The sequence below is a fragment of the Streptomyces sp. NPDC051822 genome, from assembly GCF_044452745.1.
In the GTDB taxonomy this organism is placed as follows: Bacteria; Actinomycetota; Actinomycetes; order Streptomycetales; family Streptomycetaceae; genus Streptomyces.
On the sequence record NZ_JBITBZ010000009.1, the window covers coordinates 317151 to 336002 of the forward strand.

General features: G+C 71.2%; 17 protein-coding genes. 7 read left to right on the top strand and 10 right to left on the bottom strand.

Annotated elements, in window-relative coordinates; all coding sequences use genetic code 11:
- The first annotated feature begins 9 nt into the window (after positions 1-9).
- On the top strand, positions 10-1434 hold the full coding sequence (locus tag ACIA8N_RS26575; RefSeq protein ID WP_365778263.1) for an FAD-dependent oxidoreductase: 1425 nt from the start codon (positions 10-12) through the stop codon (positions 1432-1434).
- 26 nt (positions 1435-1460) lie between these two features.
- Here ACIA8N_RS26575 and ACIA8N_RS26580 read toward each other — a convergent pair whose 3' ends face one another.
- Positions 1461-1973, bottom strand: a complete 513-nt coding sequence (locus ACIA8N_RS26580; protein ID WP_365778261.1) for a hypothetical protein — start codon at positions 1971-1973, stop codon at positions 1461-1463.
- An 83-nt stretch (positions 1974-2056) separates the two neighbouring features.
- On the opposite strand from ACIA8N_RS26580, the gene ACIA8N_RS26585 reads away from it, so the two are divergent.
- A complete protein-coding gene (locus ACIA8N_RS26585) occupies positions 2057-2392 on the top strand; it encodes a YnfA family protein (protein ID WP_365778259.1) in 336 nt (111 codons plus the stop codon).
- 68 nt (positions 2393-2460) lie between these two features.
- Complete coding sequence (locus ACIA8N_RS26590; RefSeq protein ID WP_365778257.1) at positions 2461-3225, top strand: SDR family NAD(P)-dependent oxidoreductase; 765 nt, start codon at positions 2461-2463, stop codon at positions 3223-3225.
- A 68-nt stretch (positions 3226-3293) separates the two neighbouring features.
- On the opposite strand, the gene ACIA8N_RS26595 is transcribed toward ACIA8N_RS26590, so the two are convergent.
- Complete coding sequence (locus ACIA8N_RS26595; protein WP_365778755.1) at positions 3294-4487, bottom strand: RtcB family protein; 1194 nt, start codon at positions 4485-4487, stop codon at positions 3294-3296.
- Positions 4488-4661: 174 nt separating this feature from the next.
- On the opposite strand from ACIA8N_RS26595, the gene ACIA8N_RS26600 reads away from it, so the two are divergent.
- The 3 genes from ACIA8N_RS26600 to ACIA8N_RS26610 all read left to right on the top strand — a co-directional run bounded on the left by ACIA8N_RS26600 (position 4662) and on the right by ACIA8N_RS26610 (position 7849).
- Positions 4662-5591 carry a DUF3558 domain-containing protein gene (locus tag ACIA8N_RS26600; protein ID WP_365778255.1) on the top strand — a complete coding sequence of 310 codons (930 nt, stop codon included), beginning with the start codon at positions 4662-4664 and terminating at the stop codon, positions 5589-5591.
- Between the two features lie 125 nt (positions 5592-5716).
- Positions 5717-6454, top strand: coding sequence for a DUF3558 domain-containing protein (locus ACIA8N_RS26605; protein WP_365778253.1), 738 nt, complete (start codon positions 5717-5719; stop codon positions 6452-6454).
- A gap of 135 nt (positions 6455-6589) precedes the next feature.
- The gene (locus ACIA8N_RS26610; protein ID WP_365778251.1) at positions 6590-7849 is read left to right on the top strand and encodes a DUF2637 domain-containing protein; all 1260 of its coding nucleotides are present in this window, start codon (positions 6590-6592) and stop codon (positions 7847-7849) included.
- An 85-nt stretch (positions 7850-7934) separates the two neighbouring features.
- On the opposite strand, the gene lysS is transcribed toward ACIA8N_RS26610, so the two are convergent.
- Positions 7935-9659, bottom strand: a complete 1725-nt coding sequence (gene lysS, locus ACIA8N_RS26615; RefSeq protein WP_365778249.1) for a lysine--tRNA ligase — start codon at positions 9657-9659, stop codon at positions 7935-7937.
- Positions 9660-9833: 174 nt separating this feature from the next.
- Here lysS and argS point away from each other — a divergent pair, with 174 nt between their 5' ends.
- A complete protein-coding gene (gene argS / locus ACIA8N_RS26620) occupies positions 9834-11609 on the top strand; it encodes an arginine--tRNA ligase (protein WP_365778247.1) in 1776 nt (591 codons plus the stop codon).
- A 59-nt stretch (positions 11610-11668) separates the two neighbouring features.
- Here argS and ACIA8N_RS26625 read toward each other — a convergent pair whose 3' ends face one another.
- From ACIA8N_RS26625 to ACIA8N_RS26655, 7 genes are all read right to left on the bottom strand, one after another.
- The gene (locus tag ACIA8N_RS26625) at positions 11669-11938 is read right to left on the bottom strand and encodes a DUF1876 domain-containing protein (RefSeq protein ID WP_030546842.1); all 270 of its coding nucleotides are present in this window, start codon (positions 11936-11938) and stop codon (positions 11669-11671) included.
- A 62-nt stretch (positions 11939-12000) separates the two neighbouring features.
- On the bottom strand, positions 12001-13005 hold the full coding sequence (gene hemB / locus ACIA8N_RS26630; protein ID WP_365778245.1) for a porphobilinogen synthase: 1005 nt from the start codon (positions 13003-13005) through the stop codon (positions 12001-12003).
- A 362-nt stretch (positions 13006-13367) separates the two neighbouring features.
- Complete coding sequence (locus ACIA8N_RS26635) at positions 13368-15038, bottom strand: uroporphyrinogen-III synthase (RefSeq protein ID WP_365778243.1); 1671 nt, start codon at positions 15036-15038, stop codon at positions 13368-13370.
- A complete protein-coding gene (gene hemC / locus ACIA8N_RS26640; protein ID WP_365778241.1) occupies positions 15035-16021 on the bottom strand; it encodes a hydroxymethylbilane synthase in 987 nt (328 codons plus the stop codon). The genes ACIA8N_RS26635 and hemC overlap by 4 nt, the downstream gene beginning before the upstream one ends.
- A complete protein-coding gene (locus ACIA8N_RS26645; protein WP_365778237.1) occupies positions 16018-17373 on the bottom strand; it encodes a glutamyl-tRNA reductase in 1356 nt (451 codons plus the stop codon). Before ACIA8N_RS26645 ends, hemC begins: the two co-directional genes overlap by 4 nt.
- A complete protein-coding gene (locus tag ACIA8N_RS26650) occupies positions 17370-18164 on the bottom strand; it encodes a redox-sensing transcriptional repressor Rex (RefSeq protein WP_365778235.1) in 795 nt (264 codons plus the stop codon). Before ACIA8N_RS26650 ends, ACIA8N_RS26645 begins: the two co-directional genes overlap by 4 nt.
- A gap of 272 nt (positions 18165-18436) precedes the next feature.
- Positions 18437-18721 (bottom strand): glutaredoxin family protein, encoded by a 285-nt coding sequence (locus tag ACIA8N_RS26655; protein WP_030546855.1) that lies wholly within the window; start codon positions 18719-18721, stop codon positions 18437-18439.
- Positions 18722-18852 lie beyond the last annotated feature (131 nt).

The window sequence follows — 18852 nt, forward strand, 5'->3', positions numbered from 1 at the left end:
GAGGCAGCCATGAGCACCATGCGCACCACCGACACGGACGTTCTCGTCATCGGCGCCGGCCCCACCGGCCTGCTCCTCGCCGGCGACCTCGCCGCCGCGGGCATCGACGTCACCCTCGTCGAGCGCCGCCCGCACGGCCTGAGCAACATGACCCGCGCCTTCGGCGTGCACGCCCGCACCCTGGAGCAGCTCGACGCCCGGGGCCTCGCGGACGAACTCCTCACCAAGGGCACGCCCCTCCCCCGCGCCCGGCTCTTCGGCCGGCTCGACCTCGACCTCTCCCGCCTCCCCAGCCGCTTCAACCACCTGCTCGTCACCCCGCAGTACGAGGTGGAGCGCCTCCTGGAGCGCCGCGCGAGGGAGGCCGGAGTCACCTTCCGGTACGGCACGGAGCTGCGCGGACTGCACCAGGACACCGACACGGTCACCGCGGAGCTCACCGGCCCGGACGGCGAGCCGCTCACCCTCGGCGCCCGCCACCTGGTCGGCACGGACGGCGTCCGCAGCGCGGTCCGCACCGCCCTGAACCTGCCGTTCCCCGGCAGCTCCGTGATCCGCTCCATGGTCCTCGCCGACGTCCGCCTCACCGAGGAACCCGGCAGCCTGTTCACCGTCAGCGGTTCCGGCGACACCTTCGCCTTCCTCGCCCCCTTCGGCGACGGCTGGTACCGGGTGATGGGCTGGAGCCGCACCCGCCAGGTCGCCGACAGCGAGCCCGTCGACCTCGACGAGGTCCGCGAGATCGCCCGCCGCGCCCTCGGCACCGACTACGGCATGCACGACGCCCGCTGGATCTCCCGCTTCCACAGCGACGAGCGCCAGGCCCCCGCCTACCGGGTGGGCCGGGTCTTCCTCGCCGGAGACGCCGCCCACGTCCACTCCCCCGCCGGCGGCCAGGGCATGAACACCGGTCTGCAGGACGCCGCCAACCTCTCCTGGAAGCTCATCGCCGTCCTGCGCGGCGAGGCCCCCGACCCCGAGGCGCTCCTGGACAGCTACCAGTCCGAGCGGCACCCGGTCGGCACCATGGTGCTGCGCAGCAGCGGTGCGATCGTGCGCCTCGCGATGGCGCACACCCCGCTCACCCGGGCCGCCCGCGCCCTCGCCGCCCGCTTCCTGAACGTGGTGCGGCCCGCCTCGGCCCGCGCCATGGGCATGATCAGCGGAATCGGCATCGCGTACGCGCCGCCGGCGGGTTCCGGCCGCCCCGCGGGCCGCCGCGCGCCGGACCTGCGCCTGCGCGAGGGACGGCTCTACGAGCTGCTGCGCGGGGGCGAGTTCGTCCTGATCGCCCCGGCGGGCGAGCCCCCGGCCCTGCCCGGGACCGCACCCGTCTCCCCGGCGCGCCTCGTACGGGCCACGTGGACCGACCCGGCGCGACGGACGGCGGTACTGGTCCGCCCCGACGGCTACGTCCACTGGACGCGCCGCTGAACCGGAGCGGCGATCAGGAGCCGTGCTCAGAAGACGTACGGGTCCCCGGTCGAGAGCACGAGAACCCGGTGCCGGTCGTTCGCCGGGTTCCGGTCGGTCACCCCGTCCCGCCAGGCCGTGGTGATCTCCACGGTCAGCTCGTCCGGGAAGCCCGCGGTCCGCAGGTCGAGCGCCAGCTCACCGATACCCCCCACCGCCCGCAGCTCGCCCGTCCGGCACGACACCACCCGGTCGCTGCTCCACAGGCACGTCTGGGGCAGCTCCTGGCCGCCCGCCATCGGCTCGGAGAAGGCGAGCCGGACCGTCGCCTGGGAGAGGTGGGAGGGGCCGTGGTTCTCGCTGACCAGCCAGACACCGACCCTCCCGTCCCACAGGGAGACATGACCGTGATGAGCCAGATCCGCCTCGACCCCGGCCTCCGGCCCCACGACACCGACACCGACACCGGCGTCGGCACCCGCACTCGCCCCGGCAGCCGAGCCCATCACCACCGCGGCCGCGAGAGCGACCCCGAGCACACCCTTCCGCATTCCACGCATGGGGCCCAAAATACCCACACACCATCCGATATTCTGACAACCCATCAGCCTGCGTGTCCCCGGACCCGTGGCAGGCTGCCGCCATGCTGACCGCCCGATCCATCGCCCTCTTCGCCCTCGCCGCACTCTTCGAGATCGGCGGCGCCTGGCTCGTCTGGCAAGGCGTCCGCGAGCACCGCGGCTGGATCTGGATCGGCGCCGGAGTGCTCGCCCTCGGGGTCTACGGCTTCGTCGCCACCCTCCAGCCCGACGCCGAGTTCGGCCGCGTCCTCGCCGCCTACGGCGGAGTCTTCGTCGCCGGCTCCATCGCCTGGGGCATGGCGGCCGACGGCTACCGGCCCGACCGCTGGGACGTCATCGGCGCCCTCGTCTGCCTCGCCGGCATGGCCGTGATCATGTACGCCCCCCGAGATCACTGACCGGCGCCCCCGCCTATCCTGGCCGGGCGATCGACGTCATCGACCACCCGCGCGAGGAGCACCCCGTCATGACTGCCCCCGGCACCCCCATCGCCGTCATCACCGGAGCGAGCAGCGGAATCGGCGCCGCCACCGCGCGGCAGCTGGCCGCCGCCGGCTACCGCGTGGTCCTCACCGCCCGGCGCAAGGACCGCGTCGAGGCCCTGGCCGCCGAGATCAACGAGGCCGGCCACCAGGCCGCCGCCTACGCCCTCGACGTCACCGACCGCGCCGCCGTCGACGAGTTCGCCACCGCGTTCCGCACCCTCGCCGTCCTCGTCAACAACGCGGGCGGCGCGCTCGGCGCCGACCCGGTCGCCACCGGCGACCCCGCCGACTGGCGCCAGATGTACGAGGTCAACGTCATCGGCACCCTCCACATGACCCAGGCCCTGCTGCCCGCGCTCACCGCGAGCGGCGACGGCACGGTCGTCGTCCTGTCCTCCACCGCCGGCCACTCCACCTACGAGGGCGGCGCCGGCTACGTCGCGGCCAAGAACGGCGCCCGCGTGCTCGCCGAGACCCTCCGCCTGGAGATCGTCGGCACCCCGGTCCGCGTCATCGAGATCGCCCCCGGCATGGTGAAGACGGACGAGTTCGCCACCACCCGCTTCCGCGGCGACACCGACAAGGCCGCCAAGGTCTACGCGGGCGTGGCCGAGCCGCTCACGGCGGACGACGTAGCGGACACCATCACCTGGGCCTGCACCCGCCCCCCGCACGTCAACATCGACCTCCTCGTCGTCCGCCCCCGAGCCCAGGCGTCCAACACCAAGGTCCACCGCGAGCTCTGAGGCCACGAGAAGAGGCCGGCGCGTCCGCACCGGCCTGCTCGCGTCCCGCGCCCCCCTCGGGCGGCGACTCAGCCCTTCACACAGATGACCTGCTTCAGCTTGGCGACGACCTCCACAAGGTCCCGCTGCTGGTCGATGACCTTCTCGATCGGCTTGTAGGCGCCCGGGATCTCGTCCACGACCCCGGAGTCCTTGCGGCACTCGACGCCCCGCGTCTGCTCCTCGAGGTCCTTCGTCGAGAAGCGCTTCTTCGCCGCGCTCCGGCTCATCTTCCGGCCGGCTCCGTGCGACGCCGAGTTGAAGGACGCCGCGTTCCCCAGGCCCTTCACGATGTACGAGCCCGTGCCCATCGAACCCGGGATGATCCCGAACTCCCCGGACCCGGCCCGGATCGCGCCCTTCCGCGTGACCAGCAGGTCCATGCCCTCGTAGCGCTCCTCCGCCACATAGTTGTGATGGCATGAGATCACCTGGTCGAAGGTCACCCGCGCCTTGCGGAACTCCCGCCGGATGACCTCCTGGAACAGAGCCATCATGATCGCGCGGTTGTACTTGGCGTACTCCTGTGCCCAGAAGAGGTCGTGCCGGTAGGCGGCCATCTGCGGGGTGTCCGCGACGAAGACCGCCAGGTCACGATCGACGAGCCCTTGGTTGTGGGGCAGCTTCTGCGCTTCCCCGATGTGGTGCTCGGCGAGCTCCTTGCCGATGTTCCGGGACCCGGAGTGCAGCATGAGCCACACCGAGCCAGACGAATCGGTGCAAAGTTCAACAAAGTGGTTTCCCGAGCCAAGGGTTCCCATCTGCTGGGCAGCCCGCTCTCGCCGGAACTTCACCGCGTCCGCGACCCCGTCGAACCGCGACCAGAAGTCGTCCCACCCCCCGGTCGGGAACTGGTACAGCCGCCCCGGATCCACCTCCGTACGGTGCATCCCGCGGCCCACCGGAATCGCCTGCTCGATCTTCGACCGGAGCCGCGACAGATCGCCCGGCAGGTCGTTCGCCGTCAGCGAGGACTTGACCGCCGACATGCCGCAGCCGATGTCCACACCGACCGCCGCCGGGCAGACCGCCCCCTGCATCGCGATCACCGAACCGACCGTCGCGCCCTTGCCGTAGTGCACGTCCGGCATCACGGCCAGGCCCTTGATCCACGGCAGCGTCGCCACGTTCTGCAGCTGCTGCATCGCACCGCCCTCCACCGTGGCAGGGTCGGCCCACATCCGGATCGGTACTTTCGCCCCAGGCACCTCTACGTACGACATACTCCCTCGATTCCCCCGAAAAGTCTGATAACGCAAAAACCGGAGCCAAAGCCCGTACAGGTGACAGCGGACCGGCATCAACAGCTGCGTGTGCGATAGACATTGTGTCCATCGGCCGGGTTCGCGCGGCAAACAGTTTTCGGGAAAGACTTCGGGAGAAGGGAGCCTGGGACCGTGCAGCGAAAGAGGTACACCCCCGGCCGCACCGGGTCCGCGGCTCGCACCGCCGTCGTCCTCACCCTCGGCCTCGGCCTCGGGATCGGTCTCACCGGATGCTCCGCCGGCACCCCGGTGGACGACATCGCCGTCGACGCCAAGGCCGGCCCCGCCGCCCCGGTGGCGCCCCCCGGCCGCTACCGCACGCTCTTCGAGCCCTGCGGCTCCGTCCCACAGGCCACGCTCAGGGACCTGCTCCCCGGCGCCGCCACGCTGGCCGACCGCGAGCGCGACAAGGCGTACCGCGGCACCGCCGCCGTCACGTACGACACCGACCGGCGGGTCGGCTGCACCTGGCGGGCCGACACCCCGGACACCTCGCACCGGCTCGTGCTCGACGTCGAGCGGGTCGTGTCCTACGACACCGCCGTCAGCGACGACGACCGGGCGCAGGAGGTGTACACCCGCAAGCAGCTCGCGGCGGGCATCCCGCTGGCCCCGACCGTCCCGCCGACCCCCACGGACCAGGCCTCGGCGACGGCCCCGGCCTCGACCTCGACGACCGCGCCGGGCACAACCCCGGGCAAGACCCCACCCGGCAGGACGGCCCCGCCGAACAGCACCCCGACGGCCAAGTCCCCGACGGCCGGTGCCACCGGCGGCACCGCCACCGGCGACCCGACCACTCCCGACCCGGCCTCCACCGGTCTGGAGCCCCGCGTCCTCGAAGGCCTCGGGGACATCGCGTACCTGGACGACGTCGTCAGCGCCGTCGGGGCCAACAGCCACCAGCGGGTCGTCAGCGTGGTGTTCCGCACATCCAACGTCATCGTGACGGTCTCCTACCGTGAGCAGACCACCGGTTCCGCCGAGGCCCCGGACAGCGCGGAACTGCAGGAAAAGGCCCGGAATCTGGCCCGGCTGCTCGCCGAGCGCCTTGAGGAGTAGCCGTCCCGCTCCGCTCCGTGAGCGGACGGCGAGCACGTAACGTGTCGGCGTACCGTGGCCCATCCGCACCGTGCCCGTGGCCGCCGGACCCCGGCAGGACCGTACGACAAGCGACTGAAGGAACCATGCAGCGATCAGCCCCGCGACTCACCCGCATACTCGCCTGCGCCGCCGTCCCGGTGATGCTCGTCGTCGCCGGCTGCTCCTCGGACTCCGGCGACAGCGGCTCCGGCAAGACGGGATCGAAGGACAAGGCCGGCGCGTCGGCGTCCGCGACTCCCTCGCCGTCCCAGACGACGAAGAAGGTCGAGCCGGCGAAGTTCGCGGAGCTGCCCCAGGCCTGCAAGTCGATCGCGGCCAAGACCACGGAATCGCTGGTGCCGAAGGCGAAGACCAAGAACGGCACGCCCGCCGTCTCCAGCGACCTCGCCAGCCGTGGCGGCTGCTCGTGGAACGGTCTCGCGGACAAGGGCGTGAAGGGCTCGCAGTACCGCTGGCTCGACGTGTCCTTCTACCGGTACGAGTCGGACGCGGTGCTCGGCAGCGGCCAGGAGCGCGCCCAGGAGAACCTGGCGAAGGAACTCGCCAAGGTCCAGGGCACCCAGGGCGCCAAGAAGCTCCGCACCACCACGGCGACGGGCATCGGCGACGAGGCCAAGACCGTCACGTACCAGCTGCGCAAGACCGACGAGGACTTCGTCTACGGCGCCGTCGTGGCGCGTGCGGGCAACGTCCTGGTGCTGCTCTCGTACAACGGCGCCGGGTACGCGGGCGCGCCCACCCCGTCGGAGAAGACCATCGTGGACGGCGCGGTGAAGGCGGCCAAGGAGGCCGTGGCCGCGGTGGCCGCCGCCAACAAGTAGGCCTGAACAAGTAGGCACAAACCCGCACAGTCCGGCACGTCCGTACGGAGCCCGTCCCTCCCCCGGGGGCCGGGCTCCGCACACATGTGCCACTCTGTGCGCGCGGGATGTCGAATGACGGGGAGGGGATCGCGGGTGGCCGCGATGCAGCTGACACGCACACACCGGATACTCATCGGCCTCGTCATCGCCGGTGCGCTGATCATCGCGGGGATCGGTTTCGCGGGGTCGTACTCCGCGGTGCGCGAGCTCGCCGTGCAGAAGGGCTTCGGCACCTTCTCGTACTTCTTCCCGATCGGCATCGACGCGGGCATCTGTGTGCTGCTCGCCCTGGACCTGCTGCTGACGTGGCTGCGGATCCCGTTCCCGCTGCTGCGCCAGACCGCCTGGGTGCTGACGGCGGCGACGATCGCCTTCAACGGCGCGGCCGCCTGGCCGGACCCGCTGGGCGTCGGGATGCACGCGGTGATCCCGATCCTGTTCGTCGTGGCCGTCGAGGCCGCGCGGCACGCGGTGGGCCGGATCGCGGACATCACGGCGGACAAGCACATGGAGGGCGTGCGGCTGACCCGTTGGCTGCTGTCCCCGGTGCCGACGTTCCGCCTGTGGCGCCGGATGAAGCTGTGGGAACTGCGCTCGTACGACCAGGTCATCAAGCTGGAGCAGGAGCGGCTGATCTACCAGGCGCGGCTGCAGGCCCGTTACGGCCGGAGCTGGCGCCGGAAGGCCCCGGTGGAGGCGCTGATGCCGCTGCGTCTCGCCCGGTACGGCGTCCCCCTGGCGGAGACGGCGGCGGCGGGCCTCGCCGCGGCGGGCATCGAGCCGGCTCTCCTGCCCCCGCAGCAGCAGGCACCCGCGCAGCAGCTGCCTCAGCAGTCCCCGCAGCCCCAACTGCAGTCGGCGACGGTGGCGCAGGCGGGCCCGCCGCAGCAGCTCCCGCAAGCACCGGGGCAGCCGGACGTCCCGGCGGGCGAACACCTGGTCAACGGCAGCCCCTGGTTCCACGCCCAGCAGCTCCCGCCGGAGGCCCACGAGACGGCGTACGCGCCGCAGATCGCCGAGGGCCTGGAGCCGACGCCGGTGGCCATCCCGCTCGGCCCGGAGGACATGCCGCTTGCGGACCCCCGCCAGGAACAGGGTCCCGAGGGCTTCGAGCCGTACCCGGAGTACGTCGATCCGGAGCCGCCGGCCGACGACTTCGAGGAGACCGTCTACAAGCTGACGTGGTCCTACAGCCACGAGAACAAGCAGTTCCCCAGCGCGGCCGAGCTGGAGCAGCTGGTCGCGGCGCACTACGGCATGCCGGAGTTCCCTGACACCGACGTGCTGCACCGGCTGACCCCCGCGATCCAGCAGCGGATCCAGCAGGAGATGGCCGACTTCGACACCCCCTGACCCAACTGAAGACAGCCGAAAGGGCCGCCCCCGAACTCCGGGAGGCGGCCCTTTCTCCTTGTCAGGTACTTACATGCTCACGCGCTCACGCGCCGAGCAGCTTCCTCACCCGGTCCGCGCCCACGGCGAGCAGCAGCGTGGGCAGACGCGGCCCGGTCTCCCGGCTGACGAGGAGCTTGTAGAGCAGGGCGAAGAAGGCGCGCTGCGCGAGCTTCAGCTCGGGCGTCGGCTTGGCCTCCGGGTCGAGACCGGCCATGACCTTCGGGACGCCGTAGACGAGGGTGGTGAGCCCGTCGAGCGACCAGTGGGTGTCGAGGCCCTCCAGGAGCAGCCGGAGCGACTCGCGGCCCTCGTCGTCGAGGGAGCCGAGGAGCTCGGCGTCCGGCTCGTCGCGGACGATGGTGCGCTGGTCGGCCGGGACCTGGCTGGTGATCCAGTTCTCGGCGCGGTCGAGGCGCGGCCGGACCTCGTCGAGGGAGGTGACGGGGTTCTCCGGGTCGAGCTCGGTGAGGATCCGGAGGGTCTGCTCGTCGTGGCCCGCGGTGATGTCCATGACCGAGGCGAGCGTGCGGTACGGCAGCGGGCGCGGGGTGCGCGGCAGCTCGCCGACGGCCGTGCGGGCGGCGCGGGAGTGGGCGGCGGCGTCGGCGGGCAGCACGGTGCCGTCGGCGACCTTGGCCTCCAGCTTGTCCCACTCGTCGTACAGCCGCTGGATCTCCTGGTCGAAGGCGATCTTGAAGGACTGGTTGGGCCTGCGGCGCGCGTACAGCCAGCGCAGCAGCGGCGCCTCCATGATCTTCAGCGCGTCGGCGGCGGTCGGTACGCCGCCGCGCGAGGAGGACATCTTGGCCATGCCGCTGATGCCGACGAAGGCGTACATCGGGCCGATCGGCTGGACGCCGTCGAAGATCTCGCGGACGATCTGGCCGCCGACGACGAAGGACGAGCCGGGCGAGGAGTGGTCGACGCCGGAGGGCTCGAAGATGACGCCCTCGTACGCCCAGCGCATCGGCCAGTCGACCTTCCAGACCAGCTTGCCGCGGTTGAACTCGCTGAGCTTCACGGTCTCGCCGAAGCCGCAGTTCACGCAGGTGTAGGCGAGCTCGGTGGTCTCGTCGTCGTACGAGGTGACCGTGGTGAGGTCCTTCTCGCACTGCCCGCAGTACGGCTTGTACGGGAAGTAGCCGGAGGCGCCGCCGGAGCCGTCGTCCTCGCTCGCCGCGCCGGAGCCCTCCTCGGCCTCCAGCTCGGCCTCGTCGACGGGCTTCTGCGACTGCTTCTTCGGCGCCTTCTTCGTCCGGTACTGGTCGAGGATGGCGTCGATGTCGCCGCGGTGCTTCATGGCGTGCAGGATCTGCTCGCGGTAGGCACCGGCGGTGTACTGCTCGGTCTGGCTGATGGGGTCGTACTCGACGCCCAGCTCGGCCAGCGACTCGACCATGGCGGCCTTGAAGTGCTCGGCCCAGTTGGGGTGGGGCGAGCCGACGGGGGCCGGGACGGAGGTCAGGGGCTTGCCGATGTGCTCGGCCCAGGACGCGTCGATGCCCTCGATGCCGTTCGGCACCTTGCGGTAGCGGTCGTAGTCGTCCCAGGAGATCAGGTGCCTGACCTGGTAGCCGCGGCGGCGGATCTCGTCGGCGACCAGGTGCGGGGTCATGACCTCGCGGAGGTTGCCCAGGTGGATCGGGCCGGACGGGGAGAGGCCGGAGGCGACGACGACCGGTTTGCCAGGCGCACGTCGCTCCGACTCGGCGATGACCTCGTCCGCGAAACGGGAGACCCAGTCGGTCTCGGTGCTGCTCTGAGCCACGGTCGGTACGTCCTTCTTCCTGAGGGGTGCTGCCTGACAAGCTCTGCCTGAGCCATTCTCCCAGACGGAACGACACTCTCCGGGGTTGTCCACAGGCGGGGAAATCACGTTGCGCTCCCATGGGACACTTGACAAGCGAATCAGACCTGACGAACTCAACAGGAACGGAAGCTCATGGCCTCGGTCCCTTCCCTCGCTTCGACCGTGCAGCAGCGCCTCGCGGACGGACTCACGGCAGCCCTGCCGGAGGCCGCGTCCGCCGACCCGCTGCTGCGACGAAGCGACCGGGCCGACTTCCAGGCCAACGGCATCCTGGCGCTGGCCAAGCAGCTCAAGGGCAATCCGCGTGAGCTGGCGACCCGGGTCGTCGCGGCGATCCCGGAGAACGACGTCCTGAAGGACATCGAGGTCTCGGGCCCCGGCTTCCTGAACATCACGGTGACGGACGCGGCGATCGTGCGGACCCTCGCGGCCCGCGCCGCCGACGCCCGGCTCGGCGTGCCGTTCAACGAGTCGGCGGGCACGACGGTCATCGACTACGCCCAGCCGAACGTGGCGAAGGAGATGCACGTCGGGCACCTGCGCTCCGCCGTGATCGGCGCCGCGATGGTCGAGATCCTGGAGTTCACTGGCGAGAGCGTGGTCCGCCGCCACCACATCGGCGACTGGGGCACCCAGTTCGGCATGCTCATCCAGTACCTGATCGAGCACCCGCACGAGCTGGACCACAAGGCCGAGGACGGCGCGGAGATCTCCGGTGAGGAGGCCATGTCGAACCTGAACCGGCTCTACAAGGCCTCGCGCGCCCTCTTCGACTCCGACGAGGAGTTCAAGACGCGGGCCCGCGCGCGCGTGGTGAACCTGCAGGCCGGCGACGAGGAGACGCTCGCGCTCTGGCAGCGGTTCGTCGACGAGTCGAAGATCTACTTCTACTCGGTCTTCGACAAGCTCGACATGGACATCCGGGACGCCGACGTGGTCGGCGAGTCCGGCTACAACGACATGCTCGTGGAGACCTGCCGGCTCCTGGAGGAGTCGGGCGTCGCCGTCCGCTCCGAGGGTGCGCTGTGCGTCTTCTTCGACGACGTGAAGGGCCCGGACGGCAACCCGACCCCGCTGATCGTCCAGAAGTCCGACGGCGGTTTCGGGTACGCGGCGACGGACCTGTCCGCGATCCGCGACCGGGTGCGGAACCTGAAGGCGACGACCCTGCTGTACGTGGTCGACGCCCGCCAGTCGCTGCACTTCAAGATGGTCTTCGAGACGGCCCGCAGGGCCGGCTGGCTGAACGACGACGTGAAGGCCGTCCAGCTGGCCTTCGGCACGGTCCTCGGCAAGGACGGCAAGCCGTTCAAGACCCGCGAGGGCGAGACGGTCCGCCTGGTGGACCTGCTTGACGAGGCCGTGGACCGCGCCACTTCGGTGGTGCGCGAGAAGGCCGAGAAGGTGGGTCTGACCGAGACGGAGATCGTCGAGAACGGCCGGTACGTGGGCATCGGCGCGGTGAAGTACGCCGACCTGTCGACGTCCGCGGCGCGTGACTACAAGTTCGACCTGGACCAGATGGTCTCGCTGAACGGCGACACCTCGGTGTACCTGCAGTACGCGTACGCGCGGATCAGGTCGATCTTCGGCAAGGCGGGCGACCGTGTGCCGCTCGCCCACCCGGAGCTGGCGCTGGCCCCGGCGGAGCGTGCGCTCGGCCTGCACCTGGACCAGTTCGCCGAGACGGTGTCCGAGGCGGCCACCGAGTACGCGCCGCACAAGCTCACCGCGTACCTGTACCAGCTGGCGTCGCTGTACACGACGTTCTACGCGGAGTGCCCGGTCATCAAGCCGGCGCCGGCGAAGGAGATCGCGGAGAACCGCCTCTTCCTCTGCGACCTGACCGCCCGCACGCTCCACCAGGGCATGTCCCTGCTGGGCATCCGGACCCCCGAGCGCCTCTGACACCGAGGCGCCTCGAAACGAAGCCCCCGGCACGGAATTCCGTGCCGGGGGCTTCGTCGTCAGCGAATGGAGTGCGAGGTCCGACCGGACACCTCGTCGATTTCCGTATGCGCCTTCTGGAGCAGCTGGGAAGCGAGGTCCATCAGGGCGCGCGCCCCGGCGATCTCCTCACCCACCCGCAGCTGCTCCGGATCGGAGGGGTGACGGTTGGCGGTTCCGTGTGCCCGGAACTCGGTGCCGTCGGTGAGCCGGACCATGGCCGCGGCCCGCGTCCGGTCACCCTCCTCCTGGAACTCCATCTCCACATGCCATCCGACAAGCGTGTGCATCATGAGGACCACCTCCAGCGAGGTACCTGTCGGCTACCTCTCCAGGGTGCGCCGGACGGCCCTCACCGGCGAGCCGACCCCAGGGTCTGCGCGACCTCGGTGGCCCAGTAGGTCAGGATCATCTGCGCCCCGGCCCGCCGGATGCCGGTGAGTGTCTCCAGGATCGCCTTCTCCCGGTCGATCCACCCCTTCTCGGCGGCGGCCTCGACCATCGCGTACTCGCCACTGATCTGGTACGCGGCGACGGGCACGTCCACGGACTCGGCGACCTTCGCGAGCACGTCCAGGTAGGGCCCGGCGGGCTTCACCATCACCATGTCCGCGCCCTCCTCCAGGTCGAGGGCGAGCTCGCGCATCGACTCACGGAGGTTGGCGGGGTCCTGCTGGTACGTCTTGCGGTCGCCCTTGAGCGAGGAGCCGACGGCCTCACGGAAGGGGCCGTAGAAGGCGGAGGAGTACTTCGCGGTGTACGCGAGGATCGACACGTCCTCCTTGCCGATGGTGTCGAGGGCGTCGCGGACGACTCCGACCTGCCCGTCCATCATTCCGGAGGGGCCGACCACGTGGACGCCGGCGTCGGCCTGGACCTGGGCCATCTCGGCGTAACGTTCCAGCGTGGCGTCGTTGTCGACCCGGCCGTCGGCGTCCAGGACGCCGCAGTGCCCGTGGTCGGTGTACTCGTCGAGGCACAGGTCCGACATGATGACGAGCTCGTCGCCGACCTCGGCCTTCACGTCACGGATGGCGACCTGCAGGATGCCGTCCGGGTCGGTGCCTGCCGTACCGAGGGCGTCCTTCTTCTCGTCCTCGGGCACGCCGAAGAGCATGATCCCGGCGACCCCGGCGGCGAGCGCCTCGGCCGCGGCCTTCCGCAGGGTGTCCCGCGTGTGCTGGACGACTCCGGGCATGGCCTGGATCGGCACGGGCTCGGTGATCCCCTCGCGCACGAACGCGGGGAGGATCAGATCGGAGGGGTGCAGCCGGGTCTCGGCCACCATCCGCCGCATGGCGGGCGTCGTCCGCAGCCGCCGCGGCCGCGCCCCGGGAAAGGATCCGTACGAGTTCATGCCCCCGAGGCTACGCCCGCCCAAACAGTGCTCTTACCGACACATTGTTGCCGCCACCCCACGCCGTGGGCATGCGTGCCACCCCACGCCGTGGGCATGCGTGCCGCCTCACCTCGTGGGCATGCGTGGGGCCCCGCCTACGTGCGGTCGCGCGTCAGGCCCCCGCCTACGTGCGGTCGCGCGTCCGCCCCCGCCCCCGCCCCCGTGTGGGCAATCGTCCCGCAGGGCGGGACGGGTGGGCACACGGGACGGCGCCCCTGCCGGGCCCAGGCTCCCGCGCCCCGACCCGCACCACCCGTGCCCGCAGAACGCAAAAGGGTGCGGGACCTTGAAAAGGCCCCGCACCCAAGCAAGCAACCCGACTACGTCGTACGCCGGCGCCGCGCACCCGGCCGCCGCTCGGACGGCCGCGTCACCGGATCCCCCGCCTCGAGCGCCGCCTCCCGCCGCCGCAGCCCGAAGTCCGCCAGCGCCTCCGCGAGCTTGTGCACGGACGGCTCGGGCGAGAGAACATCCACCCGCAGCCCGTGCTCCTCGGCCGTCTTGGCCGTGGCGGGCCCGATGCACGCGATCACGGTCACGTTGTGCGGCTTCCCGGCGATACCGACGAGATTCCGCACGGTCGAGGACGAGGTGAACAGAACAGCGTCGAACCCGCCGCCCTTGATCGCCTCACGCGTGTCCGCCGGCGGCGGCGAAGCCCGTACGGTCCGGTAGGCGGTGACGTCGTCGACCTCCCACCCGAGCTCGATGAGCCCCGCGACCAGCGTCTCGGTCGCGATGTCGGCCCGCGGCAGGAACACCCGGTCGATCGGATCGAAGACCGGGTCGTACGGCGGCCAGTCCTCGAGGAGCCCGGCGGCCGACTGCTCACCGCTCGGCACGAGATCCGGCTTCACACCGAAGTCGACGAGCGCGGCGGCCGTCTGCTCGCCCACCGCGGCGACCTTGATCCCGGCGAAGGCACGGGCGTCGAGCCCGTACTCCTCGAACTTCTCCCGTACGGCCTTGACCGCGTTCACCGAGGTGAAGGCGATCCACTCGTACCGTCCGGTGACGAGCCCCTTGACCGCCCGCTCCATCTGCTGCGGGGTGCGCGGCGGCTCGACGGCGATGGTCGGCACCTCGTGCGGCACCGCGCCGTACGAACGCAGCTGGTCGGAGAGCGACGCGGCCTGCTCCTTGGTACGCGGCACCAGCACCCGCCACCCGAAGAGCGGCTTCGACTCGAACCACGACAGCTGGTCCCGCTGCGCCGGGGCGCTGCGCTCGCCGACCACGGCTATGACCGGCCGGTGGCCCTCGGGCGAGGGGAGTACCTTGCCCTGCTTGAAGACCTGGGCGATGGTGCCGAGGGTGGCGTTCCAGGTCCGCTGGCGGGTGGTGGTGCCGCCGATGGTGACGGTGAGCGGGGTGTCGGGCTTGCGGCCCGCCGCCACCAGTTCACCGGCCGCGGCGGCCACCGAGTCCAGCGAGGTGGACACGACGACGGTGCCGTCGGAGGCACCGACCTCGGTCCAGCACCGCTCGTCGGCGGTCCTGGCGTCGACGAAGCGGACGTCGGTGCCCTGCGCGTCGCGCAGCGGGACACCGGCGTACGCGGGGACGCCGACGACCGTGGCGACGCCGGGCACGACCTCGAAGGGGATGCCCTCGGCGGCGCAGGCGAGCATCTCGGCGCCCGCGTTGCCGTCGAGGCCGGGGTCGCCGGTCACCGCACGGACGACCCGCCTGCCGCCCCTCGCGGCCTCCATGACAAGATTGGCGGCGTCCCTCAACACGGGGACACCGGCGGTTGTTGACGCCTCGTCAACAATCGTCAGCTCCGGCGTGCTCACCCCCGCGCGCGCGTGGCCGCGAACGACCTCGAGCACCTCCGGCTCGGCGATCAGGACATCCGCTCCGGCGAGGGCCTCGACGGCCCTGAGGGTCAGGAGTCCGGGGTCACCCGGGCCTGCGCCGAGGAATGTGACGTGCCCATGGCCGGCGAAGGCCGGGGACAGCGGGCTGGTGGTCGGGCGTGTGGGGTTCAAAGTGCTCGCTCCCCCATAAGACCAGCCGCACCCTTGGCGAGCATCTCGTCCGCGAGTTCGCGTCCGAGCGCCATCGCCTCGTCGTGCGAGGTGGGTACGGGACCGGTGGTGGACAGCTGCACCAGCGTCGAGCCGTCGGTGGTGCCGACGACGCCGCGCAGGCGCATTTCGGTGACAACCTGCCCGTGACCGGGGTCGTCGGCCAGCAGGTCGGCCAGCGCACCCACAGGTGCGGAGCAGCCGGCCTCCAGGGCGGCGAGCAGGGATCGCTCGGCGGTCACGGCGGCCCGGGTGAGCGGGTCGTCGAGCGCGCCGAGCGCGGTGACGAGTGCGGCGTTCGACGCCAGGCACTCGATCGCCAGGGCCCCCTGGCCGGGGGCGGGCAGGACGGTGTCGACCGACAGGGGGTCGAGCGACAGGGAGCCGGTGAGCTCCTCCGTACCGCCGATGCGGTTGAGACCGGCCGCGGCGAGAACCACCGCGTCCAGCTCACCCTTGCGTACGTAGCCGACGCGGGTGTCGATGTTCCCCCGGATCGGTACGCAGGTGATCTCCAGGCCGTGGCTGCGCGCGTACGCGTGGAGCTGGGCCATGCGCCGCGGCGAGCCGGTGCCGACCCGGGCGCCCTGGGGCAGCCGGTCGAGCGTCAGCCCGTCCCGGGCGATCAGTACGTCGCGCGGGTCCTCGCGTTCCGGGATCGCCGCCAGCACCAGGTCGGGGTGCTGGGTGGTCGGCAGGTCCTTGAGCGAGTGGACGGCGAAGTCCACCTCGTCGGCGAGCAGCGCGTCGCGCAGGGCGGCGACGAAGACGCCGGTGCCGCCGATCTGCGCGAGGTGCTCCCGGGAGGTGTCCCCGTACGTCGTGATCTCCACGAGCTCGACGGGCCGGCCGGTCAGCCGCCGGACGGCGTCGGCCACGTGCCCGGACTGGGCCATGGCGAGCTTGCTGCGCCTGGTCCCGAGCCTCAGTGCCCTCTCGGTCATACTCGCCCTCGGTTCTTGACGTCGGCGTCATTCAGGTCGGCCCGGCTGACAGCAGCCACCGTCTCCGGGTCGAGGTCGAAGAGTGTCCGCAGCGCGTCCGCGTACCCGGCGCCGCCGGGCTCGCTGGCCAGCTGCTTGACCCGCACGGTCGGCGCGTGCAGGAGCTTGTCGACCACGCGGCGCACGGTCTGGGTGATCTCGGCGCGCTGCTTGTCGTCGAGGCCGGGCAGCCGGCCCTCCAGCCGGGCGACCTCGTTGGCCACCACGTCGGCGGCCATGGTGCGCAGGGCGACGACGGTGGGCGTGATGTGGGCGGCGCGCTGGGCGGCGCCGAAGGCGGCCACCTCGTCGGAGACGATGCCTCGCACCTGGTCGACGTCGGCGGCCATGGGCGCGTCGGCGGAGGCCTCGGCGAGCGACTCGATGTCGACGAGCCGGACTCCGGGGACGCGGTGCGCGGCGGCGTCGATGTCGCGGGGCATGGCGAGGTCGAGCAGGGCGAGCGGGGTACGGCGGCCCCGTACGGCGGTCTCGACGGCGTCGCCGGTGAGGACGAGGCCGGTGGCTCCGGTACAGGAGACGACGACGTCGGCACGTGTCAGTTCGTCGCCGACGGCAACCATCTCGACCGCGTGGGCGGCAACCCCCGTGCCACCGGGCTCGCTCAGGATCTGCGCGAGCCGCTCGGCGCGGGCCAGGGTGCGGTTGGCGATGACGATCTCGGAGACGCCGGAGCGCGCGAGCGTGGCGGCGGCCAGCGAGGACATCGAGCCGGCTCCGATGACGAGTACCCGCTTGCCCTTGGCCCAGGTGTCGATGTCGGTGACGTCGGCCAGCTGTTCGAGACCGAAGGTGACGAGCGACTGCCCGGCCCGGTCGATCCCGGTCTCGCTGTGGGCGCGCTTGCCGACCCTCAGGGCCTGCTGGAACAGGTCGTTGAGGAGGCGTCCCGCGGTGTGCTGCTCCTGGCCGAGGGCGAGAGCGTCCTTGATCTGGCCGAGGATCTGGCCCTCGCCGACGACCATGGAGTCGAGCCCGCAGGCCACCGAGAAGAGATGGTGGACGGCCCGGTCCTCGTAGTGCACGTAGAGATACGGAGTGAGTTCGTCCAGGCCGACGCCGCTGTGCTGCGCGAGCAGCGTGGAGAGCTCGGCGACACCGGCGTGGAACTTGTCCACGTCGGCGTAGAGCTCGATGCGGTTGCAGGTGGCGAGGACGGTGGCCTCGGCGGCCGGTTCGGCGGCGAGGGTGTCCTGCAGCAGCTTGGCCTGGGTGTCCGCCGCGAGCGCGGCCCGCTCCAGGATGGAGACCGGGGCGCTGCGGTGGCTCAGTCCGACGACGAGGAGACTCATGCCGGCATCACGGCGGGGACGTCCCCGTCGGGTCCCTTGCGGCTGCCGCCCGTGGTGCCACGGGGGGCCGGCGGCGCGACGGCGGCGGCGGCGGTCTCCGCCTCGGCCGCGGCCTCGGCGTTCGACTCCTCGCCCGCCTTGCGCTGCTCGTGGAAGGCGAGGATCTGCAGCTCGATGGAGAGGTCCACCTTGCGTACGTCCACGCCGTCGGGCACGGAGAGCACGGTGGGGGCGAAGTTGAGGATGGAGGTGACTCCGGCGGCCACGAGCCGGTCGCAGACCTGCTGGGCGACGCCGGCCGGGGTCGCGATGACGCCGATGGAGACGCCGTCCTCCTCGATGATCTTCTCGAGGTCGTCGCTGTGCTGGACGGGGATCCCGGCGACCGGCTTGCCGGTCATGGCGGGGTCGGCGTCGATCAGCGCGGCGACGCGGAAGCCACGGGACGCGAAGCCGCCGTAGCCGGCGAGCGCGGCACCGAGGTTACCGATGCCGACGATGACGACCGGCCAGTCCTGGGTGAGCCCGAGCTCGCGGGAGATCTGGTAGACGAGGTACTCGACGTCGTAGCCGACCCCGCGGGTGCCGTAGGAGCCGAGGTAGCTGAAGTCCTTGCGCAGCTTCGCGGAGTTGACGCCCGCAGCGGCCGCGAGCTCCTCGGAGGAGACCGTGGGTACGGAACGCTCCGAGAGCGCGGTCAGTGCGCGCAGATACAGCGGAAGCCGGGCGACGGTGGCCTCGGGAATTCCTCGGCTACGGGTCGCCGGTCGGTGAGTTCGGCCAGTTGCCACGGTGCTCCTGCGGGATGAGCGGGGCTGCAGGCGGCCATATGTCCCAAGACCGCCCCGTCGAATGCAGGCTATGTCTTTGTGAACGCGTGCACAAAGATGGTGTCCGTTTTGTCCGGCCAAAGTGACCGGGGTCACGCGGCTGGTTCCCGTTGCCACGGAACCAAGGAGCACGTCAGCGCGTTGAGAACCCGAAGGGGGCAAAACAGCACACACTCCTCATGACAGCGCCCCCGAAACCCAACAAAACGTCCACGATGGTAACCGCCTTTCGGTCACGCACCCAGTTCGCGCCGGAGCCGCCCGGCGTCCACGCGCCAGAAGGTGTGCTGCTCGCCGTCGATCAGAACGACGGGGATCTGCTCCCAGTACGCCCGGTAGAGCTCCTCGTCGCGCGTGATGTCCTTCTCCTCCCAGGATGCCCCCGTCTCCGCGCACACGGCCTCGATCACCGCGCGGGCGTCGTCACAGAGGTGACAGCCCGGCTTGCCGATCAGCGTCACCGTGCGCGACCCGGCGTCCGTCGTCTTCTTCTTCGTCCGTCCGAACATGGCGTCCATTCTGTCCCGCCGACCGGGCGCAGGACCGCCACCACCGGGCGGAGGGCCTCCGCCACCGGACGGGGGGCCTCCGCCACCGGCGGGACCCGATTAACAGGGGAGCCCCGAAGTGTTCACGCCGCGGCATCGTC